This is a genomic window from Nonomuraea sp. NPDC051941 (assembly GCF_044593615.1).
Genome location: NZ_JBIUCF010000025.1, coordinates 163,516 through 187,144, shown reverse-complemented (window position 1 = coordinate 187,144; position 23,629 = coordinate 163,516). Strand labels below are relative to the sequence as shown.

The following is a 23,629-nucleotide window of genomic DNA, read 5'->3' as shown; positions in this document are numbered from 1 at the left end:
ACCCCCGGACGGCCGCACTGCTCATCATGGATTACCAGCAGGGAATCCTGGCCTCGCTCCCCGGCCTGGCCGACCCGGAATCGCTGCTGTCACGAGTGGCCGGTGCCATCGCCGACATGCGAGCGCACGGCGCCGCCATCGCCTACGTGCGGGTCGGATTCACCGAAGCCGACTGGGCGGCGATCCCACCGGCCAACAAGACCTTCTCTTTCCTCGGCCAGCAGCACCTCATGCACCACGAGGAGCCCGACAGCGCCTTTCACGATCAGCTTGCCCCGGAGCCCGGCGACATCACCGTCCGCAAGACCCGCTACGGCGCGCTGTCTACGACAGACCTGGACCGGCAACTGCGGGATCGCGGAATCACCACCCTGGTCATCGCCGGCATCGCGACCAGCGGCGTCGTACTGTCCACCGTCGCTGATGCCGCCGACCGCGACTACCAGCTCTACGTCCTCTCCGACGGCGTCACCGACCCGGACCCGCAAGTCCACCAGACCCTGATGACCAGCGTTTTCCCGAGACTGGCCCACATCATCGACACCGCCGAACTGCGGTCGCTCCTGCACGAAAGCCATCGTGATCGGGCAAAGACCGGCAGGGCATAACCGTCAATGATGATCAGCGACCGTTAGGGGATCGCGTCAGCGGCCAGGCCTCGGTTCTGGCCGCTGACGATATGTGACTGCCTCGCTCCCAGAGCATCTTTTCGGCTCGTGGGGTCGTGCTCGCAGAAATGAGGAGTTCTGACACCCTTGTGCAGGGTTGGGCTCGCCCTGCGCCCCGTCAGCGGCGGGTCGCGGTCCTGCTGCCAGCGGGCCAGGGCCTCGGGGGAGACGCGAGCGTACTTGGCGAGGGACGTGACGGAGGTGTGGGCGGAGTAGGCCTGCAGGGCGGAGGTGGCGGGTGTTTCCCCAGGACGGCACCGGGGGAGCGCGGCTGGATCTAGCGGGCAGGAGAAAGAAGCCCTGCGTCACACGGCCACCTACATGACGGCTCCATGGTGTCGTACGCGTGGGCGGCTCCGGCGGCCGCGTCCGCCGGCGTCGACCGTCGCCCTTCGCCGACACCCAGCTCCTTTTGATCTTTGCTCACCAAGCTGACGAGACAGCTCGGACATAAGTGCCCGAGTACGGGCCGCGCAGGAGCACTGACCAGACAGACCTTGGTCGCCGACGGCCTGTCCAGCAAGGAGATCGCCGTCCGGCTCTTTCTCAGCCCGCGGACGGTCGAGGATCACCTCTAAAGGATCTATCCGAAGGTAGGTGTCGGCACCCGTACTGAACTGACGTCCCTAGTAGTTCTACAGAAGGCACCAGTAGCGGGACAGGACATGCTTTGAACATGCCTGAGAACAACATCTGGAGCGAAGAGTTCGGCGCCGCCACGGACGCGCCGATCCTGCTGATCATGGGTTCGATGTCGCAGGGCGTCCTGTGGCCGGACGCGTTTATCGGCAGGCTGACGGCCGGTGGCCGGCGCGTGATCCGATACGACCACCGCGACACCGGCCGCTCGGACACCATCGACTTCGACAAGGAGCCTTATACATGGGACGACATCAAGAACGACGTACTGCGGGTGATGGACGCGCATGGCCTGGACAGCGCTCATCTGGTCTGCCACTCGGCGGGCGGGCTGCTCGGCCAGCTGATCGCGGTGGAGCGGCCGGAGCGGGTGCGCACACTCACCGTCATCGGCTCTTCGCCGCTCGGCGGCGCTGAGGGCGCGGTGATCATGCGGGCGTTGATGGGCGAGCCGCAGCCCGAAGGCAGCCTGCCACCGCCAGCGCCGGAGTTCGTCGAGTTCTTCCGTGCGCTGGTCACGAGCCCGCCGCCCGCCAGCCGGCGCGAGCAGATCGACCTCATGATCGCCGAGCAGCGCGTCCTGCACGGGACGGGGTTGCCCTTCGACGAGGACGCCGCCCGCCTGCTGCAAGAACACATCTACGACCGGGCCCGCGATCTGTCCGCCGTGGCCAATCACCGCCGGGCCGCGGCGGCGAACCCGGACTTCGAGCCGGTGGGCGTCCTGGACCAGATCAAGGCGCCGACCCTGGCCGTCGAGGGCACCTGCGAGCCCGCCAAACCCGGTCACAGCGCGCTCATCGCGGAGCGGATCCCAGGGGCGCGGCTGATGATGGTGGAGGGGATGGGGCACACGCTGCCGGTGGAGGTGCACGAGGAACTGGCGACGGCGATCCTCGCGCATACGGCGACATGATCGCCCTGCCCAGGGCCTGGGCGCCGCCCCTGAGCGGGGCGGCGCCGGGCTTCAAGGAATGACCGGACATTTGGCTCAAATGATGACAAAGGACTTTAGCTTATGCCGATGATCTCCTACCGCCCTACCGTTCCGGCCGACCTCGACCACGTGACCAGGTGGAGCGTGGCCGAGCCCGTCGGCTGGATCCCCGCCGACCGTTACCTCGCAGATCTGGCCGAGAACATGTACCGGCCGGAATGGACGTGGATCGCCGAGGTTGACGACCAGGTCGTGGGACGGGCGCTGTGGTGGGGGCCGAAGGACAGTGCACACCCGGTAGCGCTCGACTGCCTCGACGTGGATCCCGCCATGGGCGACCGCGCCGCCATCGCCGCCGAGCTGATCAGGGCCGCGCTGACCGGATTCCCGCAGCCGGTGCAGTACGCGATCAAGGCAGCCGGCGGCTGGCGCGACGATCCGGCCACCTCGATGGCCGTGGAATGGCGGCGGGCGGCAGCACACGCGGCCGGCCTCACCCGGGAAGTGGAGCGGCTGCAGTTCGAGTGGACACCCGCCGACGGGGTGCCCCCGGCGACCGGCGTGCTGCGGTTCGCCGAGGCGTCCGACGAGGAGTTCCTGACGGTATTCACAAGAATCGCCGACGGCAGCCTGGACGCCCAGACTCGTGCGAACTTGGCAGCCAAGGGCGTGGACGCGACCGCGCGCGAAGAAATGGACTTCTATCTCAGGGCGCCGGGCAAGCGGGAGTGGTGGCGGATCGCCTATACGCACGAGGGCGAGGTGGCGGGAATGGCGATCCCCTCGGCAACGCCGTACAACGTGAACGTCGGGTATCTCGGGGTGGTCCCGGAGTTCCGGGGGCGCGGCTACGTGGACGAGATACTCGCCGAGATCACCCGCATCCACGCGGCCAACGGAGAGCTCCGCATCACCGCCACCACCGACGTGGGCAACGCGCCGATGGCGCCCGCGTTCGGGCGCGCCGGATACCGCAACACGGAGATCCGGATCAACCTGTCCAACGACCTCCGGCCCTAAGGGCAGCTACCCAGATCAGGCGCCAAGCCAGATCACTACGGGTGCCACCGGAATACGGCGGAAACGGGCCGCGCTCTTGATCGCCGGTCGTTGAACTCCTGACTTCACGCTGGGGCGTCGATCGATCGGAAGGCGTACCCGACGTTTGCGCGGGCGGTATCGGCGCGGGAGTTGGCGGAGGTGTTCACTCCGTCGGCGGCCGAGGTGGAGTGGACTCGCAGCAAGACGCAGGATGATCAGCATCTGCCGGCGTTGCCGGTGGTTGAAGGCCTGTCAGCGGTTGGGATATTCCCCGAAGCTCAAGGACGTCCCCGCAGTGGTCTTCGAGCACATCCGAGAGATGATCGGCCTGCCGGAGGGGTGGTGCTGGAGGAGCTGGTTCGCGCCGAGTGCGAGCTGCCCGGCTACACGACGCTGGATGAGATGACCAAGAAGATCCGCACCGAGGTGAACCGCGGATTCTTCACGATGGTGTCCAGCCGGGTCGACGCCGGAGCCCGGCGAGGCCGGCCCGGCTGCTGCTGGTCGACCCCATCACCCGGCGCAGCGCGTACGACGGGTTGCCGGCCACCATCTCGCCGTACATCACCCACGTCATCCGCCGGTTCGGCAACTGGATCCTCAACCTGACCCTGCCGGCCGCCAACCCCACCACCCGACTCGACCTCGAGTCGCAAGTCCTCTTAGCCTCATAACCGGCGGCTCGTTCGCCGCTGCAGGTGTTCTTCGGCACCGAAGGGCTGCGGATGACCCAGCAGGCCTACGCCGAGCGGCTCAAGACGTGGGCCGGCTGGGAGGACCTGTCAGCGGCCGCTCACTGCCTGCTTGGCCTGCTGACTGTTCGGCCCGGACGTCCCGCGGCGTCCGGGCCGCGGTCAGCCACAGGCCGGTGAACACGGCGCAGGCCAGCGTCACGGCGCCTGCCGCGAGGAAAGCGCTGTTGAGGCCGGACTCGAAGGAGGCTCCGCCGGACTCCCGCGTGTGAACGATCGCCCCGAGCACCGCCACGCCGAGCACCGCGCCGATCTGCCGGGTGGTGCTGCTGACGCCCGAGGCGAGGCCGCCTTCCTGCGGGCTGACCGCCTGGATGGCGGCCCCGGTCAGCGGCGACATGGTGAGAGCGAACCCGATGCCGACGACCGCCAGCCGCCACCACACGTTCCCGTAGCCGGTATCGGCGTGGACGAAGCCCAGCGCCAGCAGCCCCAGCCCGGCCAGTGCCAGGCCGATGCTGACGACGACGCGGAAGCCGTACCTGGCCGCGAACCGGCCCGCGTACGGGCTGACGATCACCATGGCCAGCGAGGTGGGCAGGGTCCGCAGCCCGGCGACCAGGATGGAAGTGCCCTGGACGTACACGAAGAACTGGGAGAAGAAGAACGACGACCCCATCAGCGCGAACCCGACCACGACCATCGCCGTGTTGGACGCCGTGAACAGCCGCTGGTGGAACAGCCGGAGCGGCAGCATCGGCGTCGACACACGACCCTCGGCCACGACGAACGCGGCCAGGAGCACCAGTCCGGCGGCGAAGCTGCCCAGGATCACCGGCGAGGTCCAGCCTTGGGAACCGCCCTCGATCAGGCCGTAGGTCACAGCGCCCACGCCCGCGACGGACAGGACCGTGCCGGGGACGTCGATCGGCGGTGCGCTCGGGTTGCGGGACTCCTCCAGCACGCGCAGCCCGGCCAGCAGCAGGACCGCCCCGATGGGCACGTTGACCAGGAAGATGGCGGGCCAGCCGAAGGACTCCACCAGGATCCCGCCCGCCAGTGGTCCGGCGGCCAGGCCGATGCCGCTGAACCCGGCCCACAGCCCGATCGCTCTGACGCGCTCCCTCGGGGCGGGATACGCGGCGGCGAGCAGCGCCAGTGAGGCGGGGCTCAGCGCTGCGGCCCCGACGCCTTGCAGCACCCGCCCGGCGATCAGCCAGCCGATCGAGGGCGCGAGCGAACACACCACCGACGCGGCCGTGAACACCACCACCCCGGCCAGGAACACCCGCCTGCGGCCGAACCGGTCGGCGAAGACGCCGCCCGACAGCAGCAGCATGGCCACCAGCAGCACGTAGGCGTCGACGATCCACTGCAGGCCGGTCAGCCCGGTGTGGAGCCGCTGCTGCATGTCAGGCAGGGCGGCGCCGACGATCGTGTTGTCGAGCAGCACCATGAACTGACCTGCGCAGGTCAGGGTGAGCAACGCTTTCACGCGAATCTCTCCTCAAGCAGTTGATTACTGGTCTCACGCCTTTGAACGCGGTCAATGGTGTGCGGGATCTTCTCGATGCTCGGCCACTGGTTCGCGCCCGCTTCGCCGACCTGGGCGACCAGCGGTTCTGGCGCACCGACCTGCACCCCTGGCAGCTGCGGGCCGCTGGGAGTGATCGCCCGCAACGGACACCCGCACACAGATCTCGTTGATCACCTTGTCGTCCCGCTCGATGCGGGCGGTCGCCTCGTCGGTAAGTTCTGCCGAGGTCACTTCACGCGCACGCATGGCGGCCGCGAGTTCTTCGGCCGATCGGAAAGTCGATTCCATGAATGTGCACCCTAATGGCCTGCCACAGGTGCTCGAAAAGTCGAAAAAACTGCTTCCGAGATGTCGCGTCCCAGGTCAGTGGGGTTAGCGATGGGGAGGACATAAAATGGCCCTCCGCACAATGAGATAGATGTCTCCATGCTCATCGGTGCAAGGCCATAGCGAGCGGGATTTGTCCAGTAGCGGAATAACCCCTTTAAAATCCAGCTACCCCATCGCTACTTGTGGCTGGGGTCAGTTTCGGGAATAGGACGCCGGGTTGGTTGCGGGATGACTGTTGTTAGCTGGCAAGACAGCGATCACGGGCGTAGCGCGAGCGGGCGACCGCCGCTCGGTGGGGACGCTTCGTTTCCGGTTATCTGGCAACCCCGGCCGATGGTGGAGGCCGACACGGTGGATCCGGTCATCGCCGAGCAACTCGGCCGCGCCTACCTGGCCGAGCTCGCCGACCTATCGCCGGCCAGCCGCAAGCGCAAGCGCGCCGCCGCCGCCTCGGCCACGCCTCCACCGAGACCAGTGAGCTGTACGCCCAGTTGGACGAGCGTCGGAACGAGAAGTCCCGTCAACAGAGCAGAGTCGAGCGGCTTACCGTGGCTTCCGTTCGGATGCGCCGAAGGCGACTCAGCCGCTGAGCAGGTAATCGCGGGCCTTCTCCAGAGGGGAGACGCCATACTCCTCCTCCACCGCGGAGGCGATCAGATAGCAGAACAGGTACCGCTGGATCGGGGTGATGCCGAGCCTGGCCAGGTGCGCGTAGAGCATGTTGACCACGAGGCGGTGGGCGAGGAACCAGTCCGATTCGAGGATCTCGGTGCGGTACCGGTCGGTTGACATGAGCACGTCGAAGTAGTCGACCGGGTGGCGGCGGTCGGCCACCGGCTGGTCGGGGACGTCCAGGTCGATCTCCTTGCGGGCCAGCAGCAGGAGAGCGATCTCCTTCTGGCGGTGGGTGAAGGCGATCCAGTCGCGTACGTGCGGCGCCGGGTCGCCCGCGTCGATCGACGCGACCAGGTTGACCACCGTCGCGCGCATTTCCCTGGCGTTCTTGCGATACCTGGCTTCGAACGCGGCCGTGAGCGCGTCCCGGTTCTCGCAGGACGAGGCGGCCGCTGCGGCGTGCGAGCGGTACGACATGTAGCCGCGGCCGATCGGCGGGACGCTCACGTGCGCCAGGGCGATCATGAGGTCGATGGCGACCGCGAACAGCGCGAGCTCGCCCCGGCGGACCTTGTCCAGCGTGCCGAAGGCGAGCCGGGTGCTCTCCGCGGCGGCCGCGTCGATCAGGTTCGCCAGCGGCCGGCCGCCGAAGACGCGCAGCCGGTCGTCGTACGGCTCGGTCTGCAGGGAGTTGTCCGGGTACCAGGGCTGCAGCGGGCCGGTCTCGTGCTCGAGTACGACCAGCAGGCGGTGGGCGGCGAGTTGCTCGTGCTCGTCGAGACGGGTGGTGGACGGGTGCTCGCGCAGATATTTGTTGATCGTTTCGGTCGCGACGGGGAGGATCTCGCGTTCCCAGTCCTGCAGGGTCGCGCGGAAGTTGAGCCGCAGGTGCGGTCCCTGGCGCCAGTGGCGGACGAGGTACGGCTGCTGTAAGAGGCCGTCCAGATGCTCGAGCAGCGGGCGGACGCAGTCCAGGATCAGTCCGTCCTTGTCCTGGTCGTAGTAGCGGATCTGGATGCTGTGCCAGGGGAGGTTGCTCACGAGGTTCCCTCTTTCTGCGCCAGCCCGTCCAGGGTGACGGCGGTCAGGTAGCGCAGGTGCGCTTCTTCGACGATCGACAGGCCGAGCCGGTTGCAGAACAGGTGGACGCACCGGTTCAGCACGATCAGGACGTCGTGGCGTTCCGCATCCACCGAGGTGTCGACGCCGACGGGGTCAGGGGGGCGCGATGCCCCCTCCCCGCGGACCGGATAGAAGCCTCCGGCCCGCTGGAGCGCGACAAGGCGCCGGTGCAGGGTGTCGATCGAGCGCCACCATGCGCCGAGCGAGTCGTGAGCGTCGCCGACACCGCCCGGGGGCGGCGCGTCGTCGGAGGGAGCAGGGGCGTGGCTCTCGGACGAGGCGGTGCGGGCGGCGATGAGCCGGCACCGTTCGGCCTGTGCGGTGAGGGCTTCGCGCTGTTTCGTGAAGATCTCCACCTGCCGGGCGCGGGCCGGTGCCGGATCCCAGCGGTCACGTTCCCGGGCCAGCAGGAGGCCCAGGCGGCGGGGGTCGGGTTCCCAGGCCACGAGGGCGAGCATCATCGCGGCGAGGGCGTGGCCCAGCCGCCGCCGGTGGTCGTGCTCGCCGCGCAGGATCGCCAGCGCGATCCGGCTGGAGTCGGTGAAGTGCCGCTCGACGGCGGCGACCGCCTGCGGCCCGCCGAACGTCGCGTACTCGGGCCGGTAGGCGATGGCCTCCACGTGGTCGTCGGGCCGCAGCCGGTGGTCATAGGCGACCAGGCCCTCCTGCCGGGCGAACTCCTGGGCGAGCAGCGCGTAGCGCTCGCGGTCCCACGCGACCGTCGTCGGATACGCCGCGAGGTGCTCTTCCAGCACGGCTGTTGCGCGCTTCTCGATCATCACCGCGTCGTCGGGGACGCGCGGCAGAAGGCGGAGCCGCAGATGCGGGCCGCCCTCCCAGTACCGCAGGAAGAAGAACCGGTCGAGCCGTCCGTCCAGCTCCCGCACCAGGCCGTCGACGGCCGTGCCGAGCAGCAGGTCGGTGCCGGCCTGGTGGAAGGCGTGCAGCGAGATCCAGCGGTCAGGCATGGCCTACCTCGACCACGTACTCGGTCACGTGGCGGCGGTGGTCAGGGTGGCCGCCGTCTCCTTCCAGGCTGAGCGCAGCCTCGAAGTCCGGGAGCAGCTCACGAAAGACGACCACCGATCCGCTCGTGTCCAGCCCTCGATCGAACAGCGTGACCAGCGCGGGGTCGGCCAGATCGAGATAGGTCGGTTTGGCGAGCCGCACCATGTGCAGCCTTTCGCGGACCGGCGCGCCGGGATCGCCCGAGGAGACGAAACAAACGTTCCGGCAGGGAGCGCTCGGCGAACCAGGCCGCGAGCGCGAGCAGGTGCGTTGCAGCGGAGTTCTTGCCCCGGCGCGGGATTTCGCGCACCGGGACATACCAGGCGGCACGGGCTACGGTGACCCGCCCGACCGACACCCGGGCCGTACGCTCGACACGAGCCGGCACCGACTCCGGCGGACGGGAGAAGACCGACGCCAGCTCCATCACCGGGCTGGGCATGTCGCCGAAGAGCTGGAGCAAGAGGCGGGCCGTACGCGGCAGCAGCATGGGCGCGACCATCCCGGTGTACACCGGCCGGAGCCGGGTGCCGTGCCCGGCGTGCACCAGAACGAGGCCGCCGGCGCCGGACTCGTGCCGGACGGCCAGGTCCCGCAGGTCGAACGTGGCCGGGCCGCTCGGGGCCACGCCCGGATAGCCGATCTCCTGGGCCGCCACCGGGGAACGCAGGTTGACGTTGCTGCCGAACAGCCCGGTGATCTCCACCGGCATGCCGCGTTCCGTCCCGAGCAGGCGGTTCTCGCCGGCAGGAACTCCGGCGACCCGCAGCAGGCGGTGCACGCGGCTGCGCATCGCGCCGTGCCCCGGGCCAAGACCGTTGAGCACCAGCCGCACCGGCGTGGCGTCCGGCGAGCTGATCGTCTGCACGAAGCAGGACAGCGACCCCACTGGACGGACGAACTCGGGGCGGTCGGTGGCGAGACCGGCCAGCACCATCGGGTCGATGGTCAGCGCGTCCGGGGTCTCGGGCAGCAGCTCGCGCACCGCGGCCAGCGCCGCCGTCCGGGCGGCTCGAAGCTCGTCGAGCCGGGGCACGGCGGGCGTCCGGTCGGGCGGGTGTCGCTCCTGCCACGGGTACATGAGCGCGTGCAGCTCACCGGCCGGGGTGCCGGGTGCGGCCGGATGGGTTCGCTGCGCGAGCATTCGGTGGAACCGCCCGAACGGCACCTGCGCGCCGGCGCCGAACCACTCCGCGAACAGGTCGGCGGCGAGCAGCCGGGCGACGCCATCACGATCGAAGACCGCCGCGAAGTCGACGATCGCATGCAGATCGCCCAGGGCGGGACGCCAGGCGGCCAGGCCCAGCCGCGGGCCGGGTGTGGTGACCACGGCGTTCTCGTGGAAAAGGTTGCGGTCCGGCAGGCGATCGGTATCGTCTCCGGCAAGTTCGGCGAACGCGGACCGTACCTTCCGCTGCAGCGCCTCACGTTCAGACACGCCGGCCGCCTCCGGGTAACGAGCGAGCGCCTCCTGTACGGCGGCCAGCGCCTTGCCCGCCGGATGTGTGCCGAGCCGATCGGTCAGGTCGGCGAGGTGCGCGGCGGCCTGGTCGGCGACCGGGGGGTGGAGTTCCAGCACTCCCAGGTCGACCAGCCGGCCGAGCGCGCCGCCGGCCTGGGTACGGAGGTCGTCGTACGGCGGGCGCAGCAGCCGCCGGAGCGGCTGAGACGCGGCGATGCCGCTGTACGCGTCCTCCTGGCCGGTCACGTACCACAGGCGGCCGTCGTCCTCCTCGAGGCTCGGGTTGGGCCTGACCTCGAAGAGGGCGGCGAGCCCGCCGTCGGCGCGGGCCAGGTCGGTGAGCAGCCGGAGCAGCAGGGGCACGTTCGGCTCGACAGCGCTCCGCCACGCCCATGGCCCGTCCCAGCGGACCGGCTCGCCGTCCTCGCTCCACTGCCCCAGAGCCGCCATCATGAAGGTGGCGTGCGGGCTGGTCTTCGCCACGACGCGGGCCAGGTACCTGGTGAGCCGGAGCGCGACCTGGCGCGGCGGGGCGCTGCCGGGCGGCGAGGCCAGCCACTGGCGCAGCGCGGCGGACATCGCCGGTCCCGCCTGGAGCACGCCGTAGCCGAAGGCGTCGGTGCCGACCCACCGGCGCAGCACTTCGTAGGTGCCCCGGCATTCCTGATCGAGCAGGTCCGGCAGCTGTCGGACGAGCGCGTCATGCCAATCGAGGTCCGTGAGCCAGGCCGCGACGCGCGGACCGAGGCCGGAACCGATCTCCACCGGCCAGGCACGGCCCGCCGGCCGCCTTGCGTTGTACAGCGCCCGCCGCAGCGCCACCAGCGCCGGTCGCGCCGGGCCCGGCCCGACCGCTCCGATCACCGGCTCCAGTTCGTCCGCGAGCCGCCGTCCCCCGACGGCCAGCCGGCCACGGGCCGCGAGGATCTCCTGGACGCTCCGCCACGTGGCCGTGCACCTCAGCTCCGCGAGCGCCGTCACCGGTAGCGCGGCGACCCTGGCAACCACGGTCGCGTCCACCGTGCGGCGAGCCGCGTCGATCTCGACGCGTCCCGGCAGGCCACGACGCGTCGAGACCATGTCCGGGGAGGCTTAAATGAGCCAGCTCGTGCGCGCGATGCCCGAGGCACCCACTTCGGTGTTGCCGAGACCCATGCCCAGGGCCTTCACGAGATCCTCGCCGGGGAGCTCGACCGTCATCACGTCGAGCGTGTCCAGATCGAGGCGGAGCGGTTCATCGGTCGCCATCTGCACTCCCATTCTTACCCGCCGGAGCGGGCTATATCGGTGACGATCAACACCATAAGCACGGTCGGCGATCTCGTCCATCCGACAAGAGAGCAATAAATGGGCAGAAAGCACGGGGGTCGAACATTAATCGACCCTCCGCGCTGCGGTGACGAGTGTCGCCACCTTTCCGACCAGGCAGGCGTCACGGTAAGTGTGATGACAGAACCAGTCAATTTCACGATGGTAAGAGATTGCTGTCCGCCGAAGTATTTCAGACGGGCGGAAGTGTGGTCCTGAAGTAAGCTTCGGAAGGTCGACGCGATTAAATGTTACATGTTTGTTTCGCTGCCACGCGGCCGTGACACGAGGCCGGCTGCTGCCGCCCGTGGGACCCGCCGGCGCGCGGCCCAGGCGCTGGCCGCGGGCGGCGTCCAAGCTCTCGCGGGTGCCTTCGACGATGAGCTCGCGGATGAACTGTCCACAGGTTCCCCAGCGCCGTAGTCGCCGACGGTGACTCGGTCGCGGAGGCCGCCCGCACGCTCAAGATCGGTCGCTCCACTGTGCACGAAACGCGGGCTCAACGCTGACCTGCGGTTATGTCGTCCCGCGGCCCGTTTCCGCCGTATTCCGGTGGCACCCGTCCAGGACGTGACGGATCGCGGTGCGCTCAGGACCCTCAAGAAGAGTGCGGCGGGCGGTGTTCAGGGACCGGGCGATGGGCGCGCCACGCCGGGCATCGCTTCGACTGAGTCAGGACAGCCCCGCGGGATGACCTTCGTCTGATGGACGGCACCCACGGCGCCCTGATGTCCGTTTAACTACTATAAGTGACGGATATATAGCTTTGGGTAACACTGGGTGGGCGGCGTTCCGCCTCCACCCCCAAGCGAGAGATGGAGCAGCGATGACCGACCAGCTAATAGAGATCCCCAATTCCGCCACCGGCGCCGACGGCGAGGAGACCGCCCAGGGCACCTACCGCCTGTACTGGTACGGAGCGGGAATGAAAAAGACACGCAACGAGGCCTACTCCTTCGCAGCCTCCCAGGGAAACGGGCACCAGCTGGCCGACATCCCCACCGCCTCGTGGCGCGACAGTGCCGCCAAATACCTCAACGGCCCGGCCTGGATCTACTCATGGAGGGGTGACAACTACAGCGAGGGCAACGTCGTGCTCCATCCCAACGGATCGATCGGCACCCTGGAGGACGGAAACCAGCAGCTTCCCTTCCTCATCAGCTACATCCAATAGGAGTTGGAAATTCGGCGGATGATACGGCATAGTCCGCCAGCGACCGCGGAGGCCTCGCCGGCGTGAGAGGCCTCGCACAAGCGGGTTGCCGGGGACGGTCTCCCCCTGAACACCGTCCCCGGTGTCCCATGCCTCGGACCGCTGCTGAGGCCCGGCGACGTGAGTAGCGGTGTTTCGCCGGGCAGCCTCTCTCCCGGTGTCGACGAAGCGGTTACCCTCCCGGCGTTGGCGGGGCCGGGTCCAGGTGACGATCGTCGCCGTCATGGGCACCGCCCGGCGGGCGCGGGGGTTGAGGAACATCCGTGTCGTTAAGGCATCATCTGCGCTGGTAGGCAGCCGGGGATGTGCTCCCGCCAAGCTGATCCTGAATCTCTCCTTACCCTCCGGTTGAAGCGGCCTGGGCGGCCGCCCACGGTCCGATCGATCCGCGCTCTCATTCTGCGCCTGGTTCGCGAAAATCACTCATGGGGATATCGGCGAGCTCACCACGCTCGGCATCAAGGTCGCTGCGTCGACGGTCTGGGAGATCCTCAAACAGGAGGGACTTGATCCGGCGCCCGAGCGGGTGTCCACCACGTGGGCCGACTTCCTGCGCTCGCAAGCCGACGCCCTGCTGGCTTGCGATTTCATCGAGACCATCACCTTGAACGGGCAGCGCCAGTACATCCTGGCGGTCATGGAGCACGCCACTGGTGATGGACCCGGAGGATACGGGCTGCCGGGCGCGCTATCTCACCCGAGACCGGGATGGGAAGTTCCCAGCCCTCACAAACGAAACCCTCGCCGAGGCCGGCATCCAGACCGTGCTCACCGGGATTCGGATGCCACGTATGAACTCGATCATGGAGTGATGGGTGCAGTCCTGCCGCCGTGAACTCCTCGATCGCTGCCTGCTGCAGAACGAACACCATCACGCTATTCGCGAGTACGAACGGTTCTACAACCAGCACCGCGCCCACCAAGCCCTTGCCGAAGAGACCGGCTCGGCGGGGTTCTCCACGAGTACTCACATGCCGCTTGAACTGCATGGACGGACTATCCGGCAGGCGCAAGCACCATCAGTTGGTGCCGTAACACCAAGATCTCGATCTCCTTGTCGCGATTGATCCGGGGTAGCAGCCCCAGAAACGAGAAGGTGGTCGTCATCGTCAGGTAGGCCAAGCGCAGTAGCACGATCGACCATCACGCCGTGCGTGCCGTGCGACGGGAGCACAAGAGAGCGCATCACCTCCATGCCGGCGCGGATGGATATTCGCACCCGGAGCGCTATCGGTCTCGCGCCCCGAGGCTGGCCTGATCGGCGGCGGTACGGCCGGCCGCCCAGCCCTCCCTGTCCCAGGACGTGCGGACCGCATGCGAGACCAGGTTCGGGAACATGCGCTCGACCGCCTGCTCCACCTCCTGCTCGCGGGCCGCCAGCACCGGCACCAGGTCGGTGCCCCGGCTGGCGCTCTCCTGCGAGACCGCGGCCGCCGTGGCCTCGGCGAGCCGCTCCCCGATCCTGGAAGCGAACGCCGACAGGAATGACTGGCGGAATGTCTTATTCCTCGATCGGCCGGTACCGTGCTTTCTGGTGCCCGAGTTCACCAGCGCGGTCTGCGCCTGCACCAGCAGCGAGGTGAACAGCATCTCCACCCAGGACAGGTCCGCCCAGAACCCCAGCACGGTGGCGAACCCCAGCTCCTTCGACCAGATCACCCGGCACCTGTTGGCCTCGGCGATGAGAACGAGCAGCACGGCCTTGGGCTGCTCGTACGGCGTGTCGATGCCGACCCGGATGCCCGCCGGGGCCTCACCTCCGCCTGGTTGCGCGTCCAGCATCGCCGCGTCGATGCTGTACTTCGCCATCAAGCTCTGCGCCGCCGACATGAACGTCTCCGCCTCCGCCTCGTACGTCGTCGACTCCGCCTTGGCAAGCAGCGCCCGCACCCGCCCGAGCGTCTTCTCGCTGACCACGTGCGAGCGTGCCTGGACCGTACGGCGAGCGGCCCCGGGCGGCGGGCTCAACGACTCCAGCCGGGGCAGCCCGGTCAGCAACCCCAGCAGTTCCAGCACACCGGAGACGGTCACCAGACGGCCAGCCCCGTCGCGCGCCTGCCGCGCCGCCAGGTAGCCGCCCTTCCACCACACCGCGGCCTCCAAGCCGGCGAGTTGGTCGCGCCAGCGCTCATCCACCGTGGCCGGCTCATAGGCCCGCATCTCCCAGGCGATGAGGTCGGCCGCCGCCCGCCCGTGCCAGTCGGTCAGCCGCCTGGCCGCGATCCTGACCACGTCGGCGGGCTGCCAGCCGTTCCGCCACAACCCCGAGATCGCACGGGTCGCGACCTCCACCAGCACGCGATCGGCGTCGTCCCGGTCGGCCAGGAAGGCGGCGGCGGAGTCGAAGGACGCCTGATCTTCGCGGGCAAGCGCCTCCATCGCCGCGCCGATCAGCTCATTGGCCTTACTCACACGTGCCGTCCACCTTAATGAAAGTCCGCCAGAACTCTACCGTGACGGAGCCCCATCCCCTGCTCACCGGCGCGGAGAAGGCGGCGAGGTCCTGACCGACCCTGTGAGGCTCAAGAACTCGAATCACTCTCAGCGCAGAACCCTCGTCCGGTTGAGCGGGAGGGGGTGAAGGCGCCGAGCGAGCAGCCCGGGTCGGCTGGGATCACGTTTCGTGATCTTGTCTACGGTGTACGCCGTCATTCCGCGGCTCATCGTCGGCAGGCGCGCCCATCGTAGGATTTCATGCGCCCATTCCGCCGAAACCAACCCGGATCAGATTCGTCGTACCACCAGGCTGGCCACCGGCTCCCGAGGGCTGGGAACCCCCGCTCGGACGGCTACCGAATCCGTCCTGGCCCAAGACACCGGACAATGGGAGCTTCTGGGTAGCCGAGTAACGCGCCGACTGGCGAATCATGGATTCGAGCCTGTCATGAAGCGGCCACTGAGCAAGCGCACTCGTCTGCGCCTGCCGTCCGGTGCTGAGTGGACGCCGATCCAGCCGTAACCTTACGGGCTTTTCATCCGAGGGTCGTTGATCTGGACCGGTCAGGTTTTTGGGAAGTCGAACGGCACGCTCGCTGCGGCGGTGACGGGTTGGACGGCGTTGAGGATGAGGGTGCGTTGGGCGGGGGTGTGCTGGTTGGCGTGGGTGGCGGTCGTCGCGTAGGAGGCGTGGCCGGCGATGAGTTGCATGACGCCGGGGGCGACGCCGCCGTCGCGGAGCATGGTGATCATGGTGTGGCGGAGGGCGTGTGGGGTGATGTGTTTGGCCAGGCCTCTGCTCGTGCCGGAAAGTCCATTCATGCAGTTCAAGCGGCATGTGAGTACTCATGGAGAACCCCGCCGAGCCGATCTCGTCGGCGTATGTTCAGGTTATCGATTCGCTTCGGATCCGTGATCGGATCTGGGACGGTACGCAGCGGAGCCGCTTGAGCCCGGGCTTGGTGGGCTCGGTGCTCGTTGTAGAAGTGTTCGTACTCGCGCAGGGCGTGCCGCAGCTGGCGTTCGTTCCAGATCAGGCAGCGGTCGAGCAGCTTACGGCGGCACGACTGCACCCATCGCTTGCTCAACCTCGACACCTACAACGGCGCCCTCGACAACTTCGCTCTGGCCTCGGCCCCTGGACCAGGGCTGAAGCGTTCTCGGCTGGGGGATACGAAGGCAATGCACGCGATCAAGGACGGCTCCCGCCTTGATGATCTATTGGTCTTCGCGCGGGTCTGGCTTAGGAAACGGTCCCAAATCGGTGTCCGCATCCAAGGGGGGAAGCCCCATTGGTGGAGATGATTTGCTGGAGACGCTCGCCCCGTACGCCTCGGCCGGATGCGCGCATATCTCTCATGCGCAATGCCTTTGGCCGGCAGCGACAAGAGCATCTCATCCACTCCCGTCAGCCGGCGCTGCCCGCCACGTCGCGCGGCACCCGCACCTCCACCGGGCCGACGTTGGTCACCACAGTCTTGGTGCGGCTGCCGTCGCGGCTATTCCCTATTCTTCCCGGTCAGTCGTGCCGGTCGTAGCCGAGGTGATCGGTGATCTCGGCTTCCAGCGGGGCTCCAGCACCCGCCACCGCGGGTCCGCGGTCACGTCGAGACGGCCGTGCGCGACCACTGCTGATTGGTGCCGGTGTTGCACGGATACTGCTTGAGGATCACGCCGTCCGCGGTCGATGCGGCAGGCACGTCCACGCATTTGCTGCTGTGTCGTGCCCGGAGCTGGAAGTAGCTGCCGTTGGCGACCATCTGGAACTGCTGGTTGGTGCCGGTGCCGCAGGTGTACTGGATGAGCTCGGCACCGTCGGCGGTTGAAGCGCTCACCACATCAAGGCACTTTCCGCTGTGACGGCTGATGATGCGCCAGTAGCCGCTGCCGGCGTCCTGGAACTGCCACTGCTGCCACGCGTTGCCGCCGTACGTGTACTGGCCGACGCGCGCACCGTTGTCGGTGTTCGGTTGCTGGACGTCCATGGCCTTGCCGCTGTGGCGCGCGTTTATCGTGTAGACCGTCGGCGGAGGGGTGGGGCCGCCGATGGTGTCGCCCCAGCCATATCGGATCCGGTCAGCGCCGGAGGCGTTGCGGACGGTCAAGTTGAGATTGGTGCCGCTGCCGCTCAGGGCGTACATCGAGTAGTGGTCGTAGCCGAGGTTTTCGGTTGGCTTGCCGCCGAGAGCGGGCCAGTAGGTGCCGCCCATCTGGTTGTCGCGCATGACCTGGGCCATGGCGCGGATATGGCGCACGAAGTTGTCGGTGCTGTTGGCGTCGCCGTATTTGAGGCCGGTGGACATCGGTGCGCCGAACTCGGTCGCGACCGCGCGGGAGGCGCAGCTGCCCAGACGCGTCTGAATGTGGGTTCGGAACGCGTCGTAGGTCATCGCGCTGTAGAAGAAGGCGTAATGGTGGAAGGACAGCAGCGTCGAGTTGAAGCGGCTGTCGTTGCAGACGTCCCGCAGGTCCTGGCTGTAGCCGGTGCCACCGATGAGCACCCGTCCGGGCACTGCCGAGGTGTGGTAGCTGAGCCAGTTCGCTGCGACGTTGCGCCAGTCCGCCGAGGTGTAGCCGTGCGGCTCGTTCATCGGCTCGAAGTAGACGTTGCTGTTCGAGCCGTACGTGTTGGTCACGCTGGACCACATCGTGTTCCATGCGGCGAGGTTCGTGATCTTGCCGCCGGAGGCGGCGCCGTCCTCCCAATAGGCGAGGATGACCTTGAAGCCACGGGCGGTGGCGGCGTCAATGGCTCCGCGGTAGGCGTTCCACCAGGTCGTGTTGGCCACAGTGTGAGTGTTGATAGGCAGCCGGACGGTGTTGACCCCCATGGTGGAGGCCATGTCGTCGTAGAGGGCGTTGGCCTTGGCCCGTACTGTCGCGTTGCTGTCGGACTGGCTCAGGCCCTGCACGACGAGCGTACCGGTGCTGAAGTTGTCACCCAGCACGGCCCAGTTCATGCCTCGGAATTGGCTGGTGGCGGCATCGGCCGGTGGCGCGGGAATGACGAGGCTTGCCACTGCGGCGAGCGCGGTCACCACAAGAGGGACCAGCGACCGGCGCAACGACCGGGTGCTCCGCGACGGTCCTGACGAGTAAGCGTCGGACGCCTTGGTCGGTGTCATGAAACTCCCATCACTGGATCTGAGTTCCTGGGTCTGTGAAGATCATGTTGCTGACGTACGTCCGGGCCGCATCGTGCTGCTCCAGGAGCAGGGCCGGCGGCTCCCCGGCCCGGGCTGCACCGATCGCTGTGCGACGCTCCCTGCCACCGGAGGAATCAGCTGGTGATCCGGAAGGTGGCGTCCGCCCGGCCGGTGGCCGTGCTGATCGGATCCAGGCGAAGCAGGTAGTTGGAATGGCGGATGTACCGGTCCGGGAAGTTGTATGACTGGAACGACGCCGCCGAGGAGTCGGCCAGGCCCGCCACCCGGCGGAAGGTCGCGTCCCCGCGGAAGGTGGCGGTGCCGTCATACTTGGCCAGAACGAAGTCGTAGTCGTAGTGCCGCAGGTACCAGCCGGGGAAGTTCGACGACTCGAGCGACACCCCCGCCGGATCGGCCAGGCCCGGCACGATGCGCCACTGCGAGTCGGCGAGCGGGCTCACGTTCGGGTCGATACGGACATCGAAGTTGCTGTGCCGCAGGTAGCGGTCGGGGAAGTTGACCGACTGCAGGCGCCGGGTGCCCGCCGAGGCGGGGCCGCCCCACTTGGCCTGCAGCGCGGTGAGCTGCGCCTGGGTGATGCCAATGATCGAACCGTGCCGTTTGCGGCTGGCGCCGAGCGCGTATTCCGAGGCGACGCGGACGCGGTAGCCGCTGGGAGCGGCGAGATTGGTCGTGGTCAGCGGAAGGTAGCCGCGGCCGGCGGCGTACTGGTCGACCCACAGGCCCCACTCGTCGCGGCCGTTGTACTGGTGCAGGATCGGGCCCTCGACCTGCGCGCCCGTGTAGCCGAGGTGGGAGATGTCGCCGAGCCGGGTCCAGCCGGTGAGGATCTGGTTGCTGCCCTCGATCGTGATCTGACCGTCGCCGGACGCGCGGATGTAGCGGTAGCCGCCAACGCTGCCGGGGATCTCCAGGATCTGCGTGTCGATGATGCCCTGGGTGCCCGGCCGGTCGATGTAGAGCTGCGCGGCGGTGAACGTGCGGAAGTCGCGGGTGCGGGAGTAGTAGATGCGGGCTTTGTCGACGCCGTTCCGTGGTGAGATCGTCGCCCAGTAGACGACGTAGTCGCCGCTCGCCGGGTCGTAGATCGCCTCGGGCGCCCATGCGCAGCCGGCGTCGGGGATGGTCCCGGCGACGTTCACCAGGCGCGGCGCCGACCAGGTGACGAGGTCAGGTGACTCCCATACGACGAGCGAGGTGCTGCCATCGTGCTGGGCGACGTCCCAGCCCTTGCCGGCGGCGATACGCAGGTCGGTGGCGATCAGATAGAACCGGTCGCCGGACGGCGCACGGACGATGGCGGGGTCGCGGACGCCGAGTTCGCCGATGCTGGAGGTGAGCACCGGCAGCGAACTGTTGAGATCGGTCCAGTGCAGGCCGTCGGTGCTGGTGGCGAAGTAGATCTGCTCGCCGTTGGCGCTCTCGCCGGTGAAGTGCGCCATCAGATAGGCGGTGTACGGGGCCGCGGCCTTGGCAGGGCGTTCGAGAACGGTGAGGCCGACGGCGAGCAGCAGGGCGCCGGCCAGGCCGATCAGCGCCGTTCGCCGTAAGAGGTGTGTCATGGTCGCTCCGAAGGTGCGGTGGGGTCAGGAGGAGGTGCGGGTCCACTGCTGGTTGGTGCCGCTACCGCAGGTGTACTGCTGGATGTCGGCTCCGTCGGCGGTCGAGGCGCCGGACACGTCCCGGTATTCGCCGCTGTGCCGGGCCGTGGTCCGGTACGACGGCGTGGCGCCTGAGCCCGTGATCACGCCGATGGCGACCTCGATCGTGGTCTGCGAGTGCCGGCTCAGGCTCATGCTCGTCGCGGACGGGAACGTGACCGGCAGCCGTACGTACTGCGAGCCGTTCACGCGGCCGCCCCGCGCGCCGCGCCGGAGCTGGCCACCAGGTGGAGGGCGTAGCCGTCGCCGGACTGGTTCGGACGCTGAGGCCGGCGGCGACCGAGCCCAACAGGACCACGACTGGCGCGGTGAGCTTTGGGCGCAGGGACACGGGACCACCCTCCGGAATCCGCGGCAGAACATTTGTTAGCGTTAACAAAGAGCTGTGAGTCCCACGAAGAGCCTGAGACAGGATCCCTCTGTGGGAACTGGGACGACCGGATTGCGCGCGACGTTTGAGGCGTCTTGCCGCAGAGCGTTTACGTAACCATCTGACTTGTCAAGAGGCGGACGGGAAAAGGGGGAATGCGCTTTCCGTGCACCAGTGCGGGCAATGGACCAATCTGACGTGATCACTCAAATGATGGGCGCCTCGACGTGCACCGGCGCTTTGCCGTCGGCATTGATCACCTGTCACCCACATCGACGTATCGCGCGGCCGCGCTTATAACAGGGACGAGCAGATAAATATCCGCTGCTTCTCGCGGCGATCCTCTCGCCCCGTTTACAGCGCAGGCTCAGGGCGATCGGTTGCGCACCGTCCCTCTCGCGGCGCCCCCCTGCTACCCGGCGCTGACCAGCAGGCGGCGCGGCCGATAGACGAACGCGCCGTCGCTCCACCGCACGTCCGCCAGGTCCTCCCGCGCCCGCAGCCCCGGCAGGCCCGTCACCAGGGCGCGGAAGGCCTCCTGCAGTTCCATCCTGGCAAGGTTCGCGCCCAGGCAGTAATGAGGCCCGTGGCCGAAGGCCAGGTGCGGGTTCGGGTGGGCGTCATCGAAGCGGTGGATGTCGAACCGCAGCGGATCCTCGAACGCCTCCGGATCATGGTTGGCCGCCGAGAGGTTCGGCAGCACGACGCTCCCGGCCGGGATGGTCCCGGCGGACAGCGCGACGTCCTGGGTGATCCGCCGCAGCATGCCGTTGCTGCCCGGCGCCTCGTGGCGCAGGATCTCCTCCACGGCCGCCTCGACCTGCTCGGGGCGGGCGGCCAGCTCCGCGTACTGCCCGGGGTGGCACAGCAGCCGAAACGTGCCCCTGATGATCATCGAGGCGGTCGTCTCGTGCCCGGCCACGATCAGCGTGAACACCATGTTGGTCAGCTCGTCCTCGCTGAGGCCGTCGTTTTCGTCACGCGCCTCGATGAGCAGGTCGATCAGGTCCTCTCCCGGCTTGACCCGGTGCTGCTCGATCAGCTCCCGGGTGTACGCCGTGAACTCCGCCAGCCCTTCGTGCCTGGCCTCAGCGCTCGCGTCGGTGGTGGACAGGAAGGTGTCCGTCCAGCCCCTGAACTGCTCGTAGCGGTCCATCGGCACGCCCAGCATCTCGCAGATCACCCGCGCCGGCAGCGGCAGCGCGAAGTCCGCCACCAGGTCGAACTCCGCGCCGGCCGCCTCGATCAGCTCCTCGGCGATGACCGCGGCGCGGGGCCGCCAGCGTTCGATGTGCTTGGGGGTGAACGTGCCGTGCATGATGCGGCGGTAGCGGGTGTGCTCCGGCGGGTCCTGGTTCATGAGCGCCGCCGGGTCGTCATCCAGGAAGGGGCCCTTGACCAGCCGGGGCAGGCCGGGCTCGCGCAGGTTGCGGCTGCTGGCCGGCGACATGAGCAGGCCGCGGACGTCCGCGTACTTGACGATCATCGGGACCCGGTCGCCGCTCGGCAACGTCGCCGGCTCCATCGGGGCCTCGGCGTGCCGCCGCACCAGATCGGGCGAGAGGGTGCCGTACGGGCCTGGGGGAAGGTCTGGCCAGGTCGGGGTGGTGCTGGACTGTTCTGTCAAAGCCGCCTCCCGGCAATGCCGTCGTCCAACAAGCTCGCCGAGAACGTACCCCGAGGATGGTGGCGCGGCAATCTCAGGGGCGCCGCCGGGGCCCTGGCCTGCGCGCCGGCGTCGTACTCGATCACGACGTCGCCTGAACCACCACCCGCACCCACACCCGCGAGGGGGCCATCCGGAACCGACCGTGCTGGCCGCGGGCGCCCTGATGGGTGCCGACGCGGCACGGGCCAGTGGTGTCGGAGGCGAAGTTCGTCACGACGTTGCCCGGGTAGAAGCAGGCCGCCGAGATCTCCCGCAGCACGTTCTTCCGGTACTTCCACTCCAAGGAAGAGGCCCCCTTCGGCCCGGCGGCCGACGCCGGCACGAACTCCTCCGAGATGACCCGCCGCCTCGGAGCCGACTCGGCCGACACCACCGACCCGCGCGCCGACGCCGCGGCGTAGCCGGAGCCCGCGCAGGACTTCGCGCGGCAGCGGCGTCAGGAGAGCTGCGAGGAAGGCCCGGGCTCCCGGGGCGAATCTCACCCCTGGTGCGGACGCCGTGTCGCAGGCAAGGACCATCCCGGCCGTGTCGCGCACGGATCCGGGTGTCAGGGTTGGCGAGCCGGTCGGCGGCGCGGGTCCGCATCTTCGCCCGGGCGGCGGCCGACCTGATGGCCGGTCAGCCCATCGAGATGAGGATGGGCGCGACGTATCGCCCGCGGTCGCCCGGGTGGCGGTGGGCGCCGTAAACCATCGTCGGCAGGGGCGCGGGGCCCTGGGTGGGCCCCAGCCCAGTGAGCCACGGGCGCAGGCCCGGGTAGGCGTCCAGCAGGTCGATCCGCACGTCGCGGTCGGCGCCGTGGGCGGCGGCCAGGATGAGCTCGCGGGCGGCTTCCTCCGAGGGCGCGACGACGGGACCGATGACACGGTGGGGGCCGGCGTTCCAGGCCACGGCGAAGCCGCCGTCGGTGACGATCGTGCGCTCGGCCGTGGCCAGCAGGGCGGTCAGCGCCTTGCTCCGGTCGGCCCCGGTGACCTCGGCGTCCAAGTCGAGGAGCGGGGGGGGGGGGGGGGGGGGGGGGGGGGGGGGGGGGGGGGGGGGGGGGGGGGGGGCGGCGCCGCCCCCCCCCCCCCCCGGGGGGGGGCCCGCGGGGGCGGGCCCGCCGGCCGGGCGGGGGGCGCCCCCCCGGGCGCGCCCCCCCCCCCCCCCCCCCCCCCCCCCCCCCCCCCCCCCCCCCCCCCCGCCCCTTCCATCGGGCCCATAGTGATCGTCAGGCTGCCCGTGGGCCGGAAGCCCAGCCGCTCGTAGACGGGGCGCCCGAACCGGGTCGCGGTCAGCTCCACGATGCGGTCTCCGGCGGCCTCCAGGGCGTGCTCCATCAGCCGCGTGCCGAGCCCCTGCCTGCCGTACCTGCTGGCGACCAACATCATGCCGACGTCGGCCAGCGAGTCGCCGTAGCGGGTCACCACGACGCACCCGGCCAGGCCGTCGCCATCGGCCGCGTCGACGGCGTAGACCTCACCCGTCTCGAACATCAGCCGCCATTTGGCCTCGTCGGTGGACCACTCGCGATCGCTTTCGAGCCGCTGGCACAGGGGCAGTTCCTCGGGACCAAGAAGTCGAATATCACTCACAGGCGCGAACCTACTCCGTCGGCCGCCCCGGCACAGCCCCGGAAGTACCAGAGCCTGTACGGAGTCGAGATCACAGGGATGGCCTGCGCGCCGGTCTGCGGTTCTGGCAGGTCCTCGCCATGGCGCGCCAAGACCTCACTTGGTAACCGGCAGGCCGGCACCGCGAGAACGACCCGATCG

General features: G+C 68.7%; 23 protein-coding genes and 1 pseudogene. 5 read left to right on the top strand and 19 right to left on the bottom strand.

Translation table 11 applies throughout. From position 1 onward, the window contains the following. The first annotated feature begins 26 nt into the window (after positions 1–26). From ACIHFD_RS36545 to ACIHFD_RS36530, 4 genes are all read left to right on the top strand, one after another. Positions 27–608, top strand: coding sequence for a cysteine hydrolase family protein (locus tag ACIHFD_RS36545; protein WP_397370872.1), 582 nt, complete (start codon positions 27–29; stop codon positions 606–608). A gap of 479 nt (positions 609–1,087) precedes the next feature. Further along, complete coding sequence (locus ACIHFD_RS36540; protein ID WP_397370871.1) at positions 1,088–1,246, top strand: LuxR C-terminal-related transcriptional regulator; 159 nt, start codon at positions 1,088–1,090, stop codon at positions 1,244–1,246. Positions 1,247–1,344: 98 nt separating this feature from the next. After that, the gene (locus ACIHFD_RS36535) at positions 1,345–2,223 is read left to right on the top strand and encodes an alpha/beta fold hydrolase (protein WP_397370870.1); all 879 of its coding nucleotides are present in this window, start codon (positions 1,345–1,347) and stop codon (positions 2,221–2,223) included. A 108-nt stretch (positions 2,224–2,331) separates the two neighbouring features. Further along, positions 2,332–3,264, top strand: coding sequence for a GNAT family N-acetyltransferase (locus ACIHFD_RS36530; RefSeq protein WP_397370869.1), 933 nt, complete (start codon positions 2,332–2,334; stop codon positions 3,262–3,264). Positions 3,265–3,727: 463 nt separating this feature from the next. Here ACIHFD_RS36530 and ACIHFD_RS36525 read toward each other — a convergent pair whose 3' ends face one another. From ACIHFD_RS36525 to ACIHFD_RS36495, 7 genes are all read right to left on the bottom strand, one after another. Next, positions 3,728–3,877: a hypothetical protein gene (locus tag ACIHFD_RS36525; RefSeq protein WP_397370868.1), complete on the bottom strand. Its 150-nt coding sequence runs from the start codon at positions 3,875–3,877 to the stop codon at positions 3,728–3,730. Positions 3,878–4,038: 161 nt separating this feature from the next. Beyond that, the gene (locus ACIHFD_RS36520; protein WP_397370867.1) at positions 4,039–5,472 is read right to left on the bottom strand and encodes an MFS transporter; all 1,434 of its coding nucleotides are present in this window, start codon (positions 5,470–5,472) and stop codon (positions 4,039–4,041) included. Between the two features lie 951 nt (positions 5,473–6,423). Beyond that, on the bottom strand, positions 6,424–7,500 hold the full coding sequence (locus ACIHFD_RS36515; RefSeq protein WP_397370865.1) for a thiopeptide maturation pyridine synthase: 1,077 nt from the start codon (positions 7,498–7,500) through the stop codon (positions 6,424–6,426). Next, on the bottom strand, positions 7,497–8,549 hold the full coding sequence (locus ACIHFD_RS36510; protein ID WP_397370863.1) for a lantibiotic dehydratase C-terminal domain-containing protein: 1,053 nt from the start codon (positions 8,547–8,549) through the stop codon (positions 7,497–7,499). The genes ACIHFD_RS36515 and ACIHFD_RS36510 overlap by 4 nt, the downstream gene beginning before the upstream one ends. Beyond that, the gene (locus tag ACIHFD_RS36505) at positions 8,542–8,664 is read right to left on the bottom strand and encodes a hypothetical protein (protein WP_397370861.1); all 123 of its coding nucleotides are present in this window, start codon (positions 8,662–8,664) and stop codon (positions 8,542–8,544) included. The genes ACIHFD_RS36510 and ACIHFD_RS36505 overlap by 8 nt, the downstream gene beginning before the upstream one ends. Beyond that, a complete protein-coding gene (locus tag ACIHFD_RS36500) occupies positions 8,648–11,131 on the bottom strand; it encodes a lantibiotic dehydratase (RefSeq protein WP_397370860.1) in 2,484 nt (827 codons plus the stop codon). The genes ACIHFD_RS36505 and ACIHFD_RS36500 overlap by 17 nt, the downstream gene beginning before the upstream one ends. A gap of 12 nt (positions 11,132–11,143) precedes the next feature. Next, on the bottom strand, positions 11,144–11,299 hold the full coding sequence (locus ACIHFD_RS36495; RefSeq protein ID WP_363985014.1) for a hypothetical protein: 156 nt from the start codon (positions 11,297–11,299) through the stop codon (positions 11,144–11,146). Between the two features lie 886 nt (positions 11,300–12,185). Here ACIHFD_RS36495 and ACIHFD_RS36490 point away from each other — a divergent pair. Then, positions 12,186–12,533 (top strand): hypothetical protein, encoded by a 348-nt coding sequence (locus ACIHFD_RS36490; protein ID WP_397370859.1) that lies wholly within the window; start codon positions 12,186–12,188, stop codon positions 12,531–12,533. A 433-nt stretch (positions 12,534–12,966) separates the two neighbouring features. On the opposite strand, the gene ACIHFD_RS36485 is transcribed toward ACIHFD_RS36490, so the two are convergent. The 12 genes and pseudogenes from ACIHFD_RS36485 to ACIHFD_RS36430 form a co-directional block, all read right to left on the bottom strand. Next, positions 12,967–13,218, bottom strand: coding sequence for a hypothetical protein (locus tag ACIHFD_RS36485; RefSeq protein WP_397370858.1), 252 nt, complete (start codon positions 13,216–13,218; stop codon positions 12,967–12,969). Continuing rightward, positions 13,208–13,561, bottom strand: a complete 354-nt coding sequence (locus ACIHFD_RS36480; protein WP_397370857.1) for a hypothetical protein — start codon at positions 13,559–13,561, stop codon at positions 13,208–13,210. The genes ACIHFD_RS36485 and ACIHFD_RS36480 overlap by 11 nt, the downstream gene beginning before the upstream one ends. Positions 13,562–13,799: 238 nt before the next feature. Beyond that, positions 13,800–14,984 carry a DUF2786 domain-containing protein gene (locus tag ACIHFD_RS36475; RefSeq protein ID WP_397370855.1) on the bottom strand — a complete coding sequence of 395 codons (1,185 nt, stop codon included), beginning with the start codon at positions 14,982–14,984 and terminating at the stop codon, positions 13,800–13,802. Between the two features lie 588 nt (positions 14,985–15,572). Next, positions 15,573–15,830 (bottom strand): tyrosine-type recombinase/integrase, encoded by a 258-nt coding sequence (locus ACIHFD_RS36470; RefSeq protein ID WP_397370854.1) that lies wholly within the window; start codon positions 15,828–15,830, stop codon positions 15,573–15,575. 480 nt (positions 15,831–16,310) lie between these two features. Continuing rightward, positions 16,311–16,575 (bottom strand): annotated as a pseudogene (locus ACIHFD_RS36465) (transposase); the annotation flags it as partial. A 34-nt stretch (positions 16,576–16,609) separates the two neighbouring features. After that, positions 16,610–18,046: an RICIN domain-containing protein gene (locus ACIHFD_RS36460; protein WP_397370853.1), complete on the bottom strand. Its 1,437-nt coding sequence runs from the start codon at positions 18,044–18,046 to the stop codon at positions 16,610–16,612. Between the two features lie 242 nt (positions 18,047–18,288). Beyond that, positions 18,289–19,737, bottom strand: coding sequence for a glycoside hydrolase family 43 protein (locus tag ACIHFD_RS36455; protein ID WP_397370852.1), 1,449 nt, complete (start codon positions 19,735–19,737; stop codon positions 18,289–18,291). A 24-nt stretch (positions 19,738–19,761) separates the two neighbouring features. Beyond that, entirely contained in the window at positions 19,762–20,025 is a 264-nt protein-coding gene (locus ACIHFD_RS36450; protein ID WP_397370851.1) for an RICIN domain-containing protein, read from the bottom strand. 593 nt (positions 20,026–20,618) lie between these two features. After that, on the bottom strand, positions 20,619–21,833 hold the full coding sequence (locus tag ACIHFD_RS36445) for a cytochrome P450 (RefSeq protein WP_397370850.1): 1,215 nt from the start codon (positions 21,831–21,833) through the stop codon (positions 20,619–20,621). A 121-nt stretch (positions 21,834–21,954) separates the two neighbouring features. Then, the gene (locus tag ACIHFD_RS36440) at positions 21,955–22,197 is read right to left on the bottom strand and encodes a hypothetical protein (RefSeq protein ID WP_397370848.1); all 243 of its coding nucleotides are present in this window, start codon (positions 22,195–22,197) and stop codon (positions 21,955–21,957) included. Between the two features lie 296 nt (positions 22,198–22,493). After that, positions 22,494–22,862 carry a hypothetical protein gene (locus tag ACIHFD_RS36435; RefSeq protein ID WP_397370847.1) on the bottom strand — a complete coding sequence of 123 codons (369 nt, stop codon included), beginning with the start codon at positions 22,860–22,862 and terminating at the stop codon, positions 22,494–22,496. After that, complete coding sequence (locus tag ACIHFD_RS36430) at positions 22,820–23,449, bottom strand: GNAT family N-acetyltransferase (protein ID WP_397370846.1); 630 nt, start codon at positions 23,447–23,449, stop codon at positions 22,820–22,822. Before ACIHFD_RS36430 ends, ACIHFD_RS36435 begins: the two co-directional genes overlap by 43 nt. Positions 23,450–23,629: the final 180 nt, after the last annotated feature.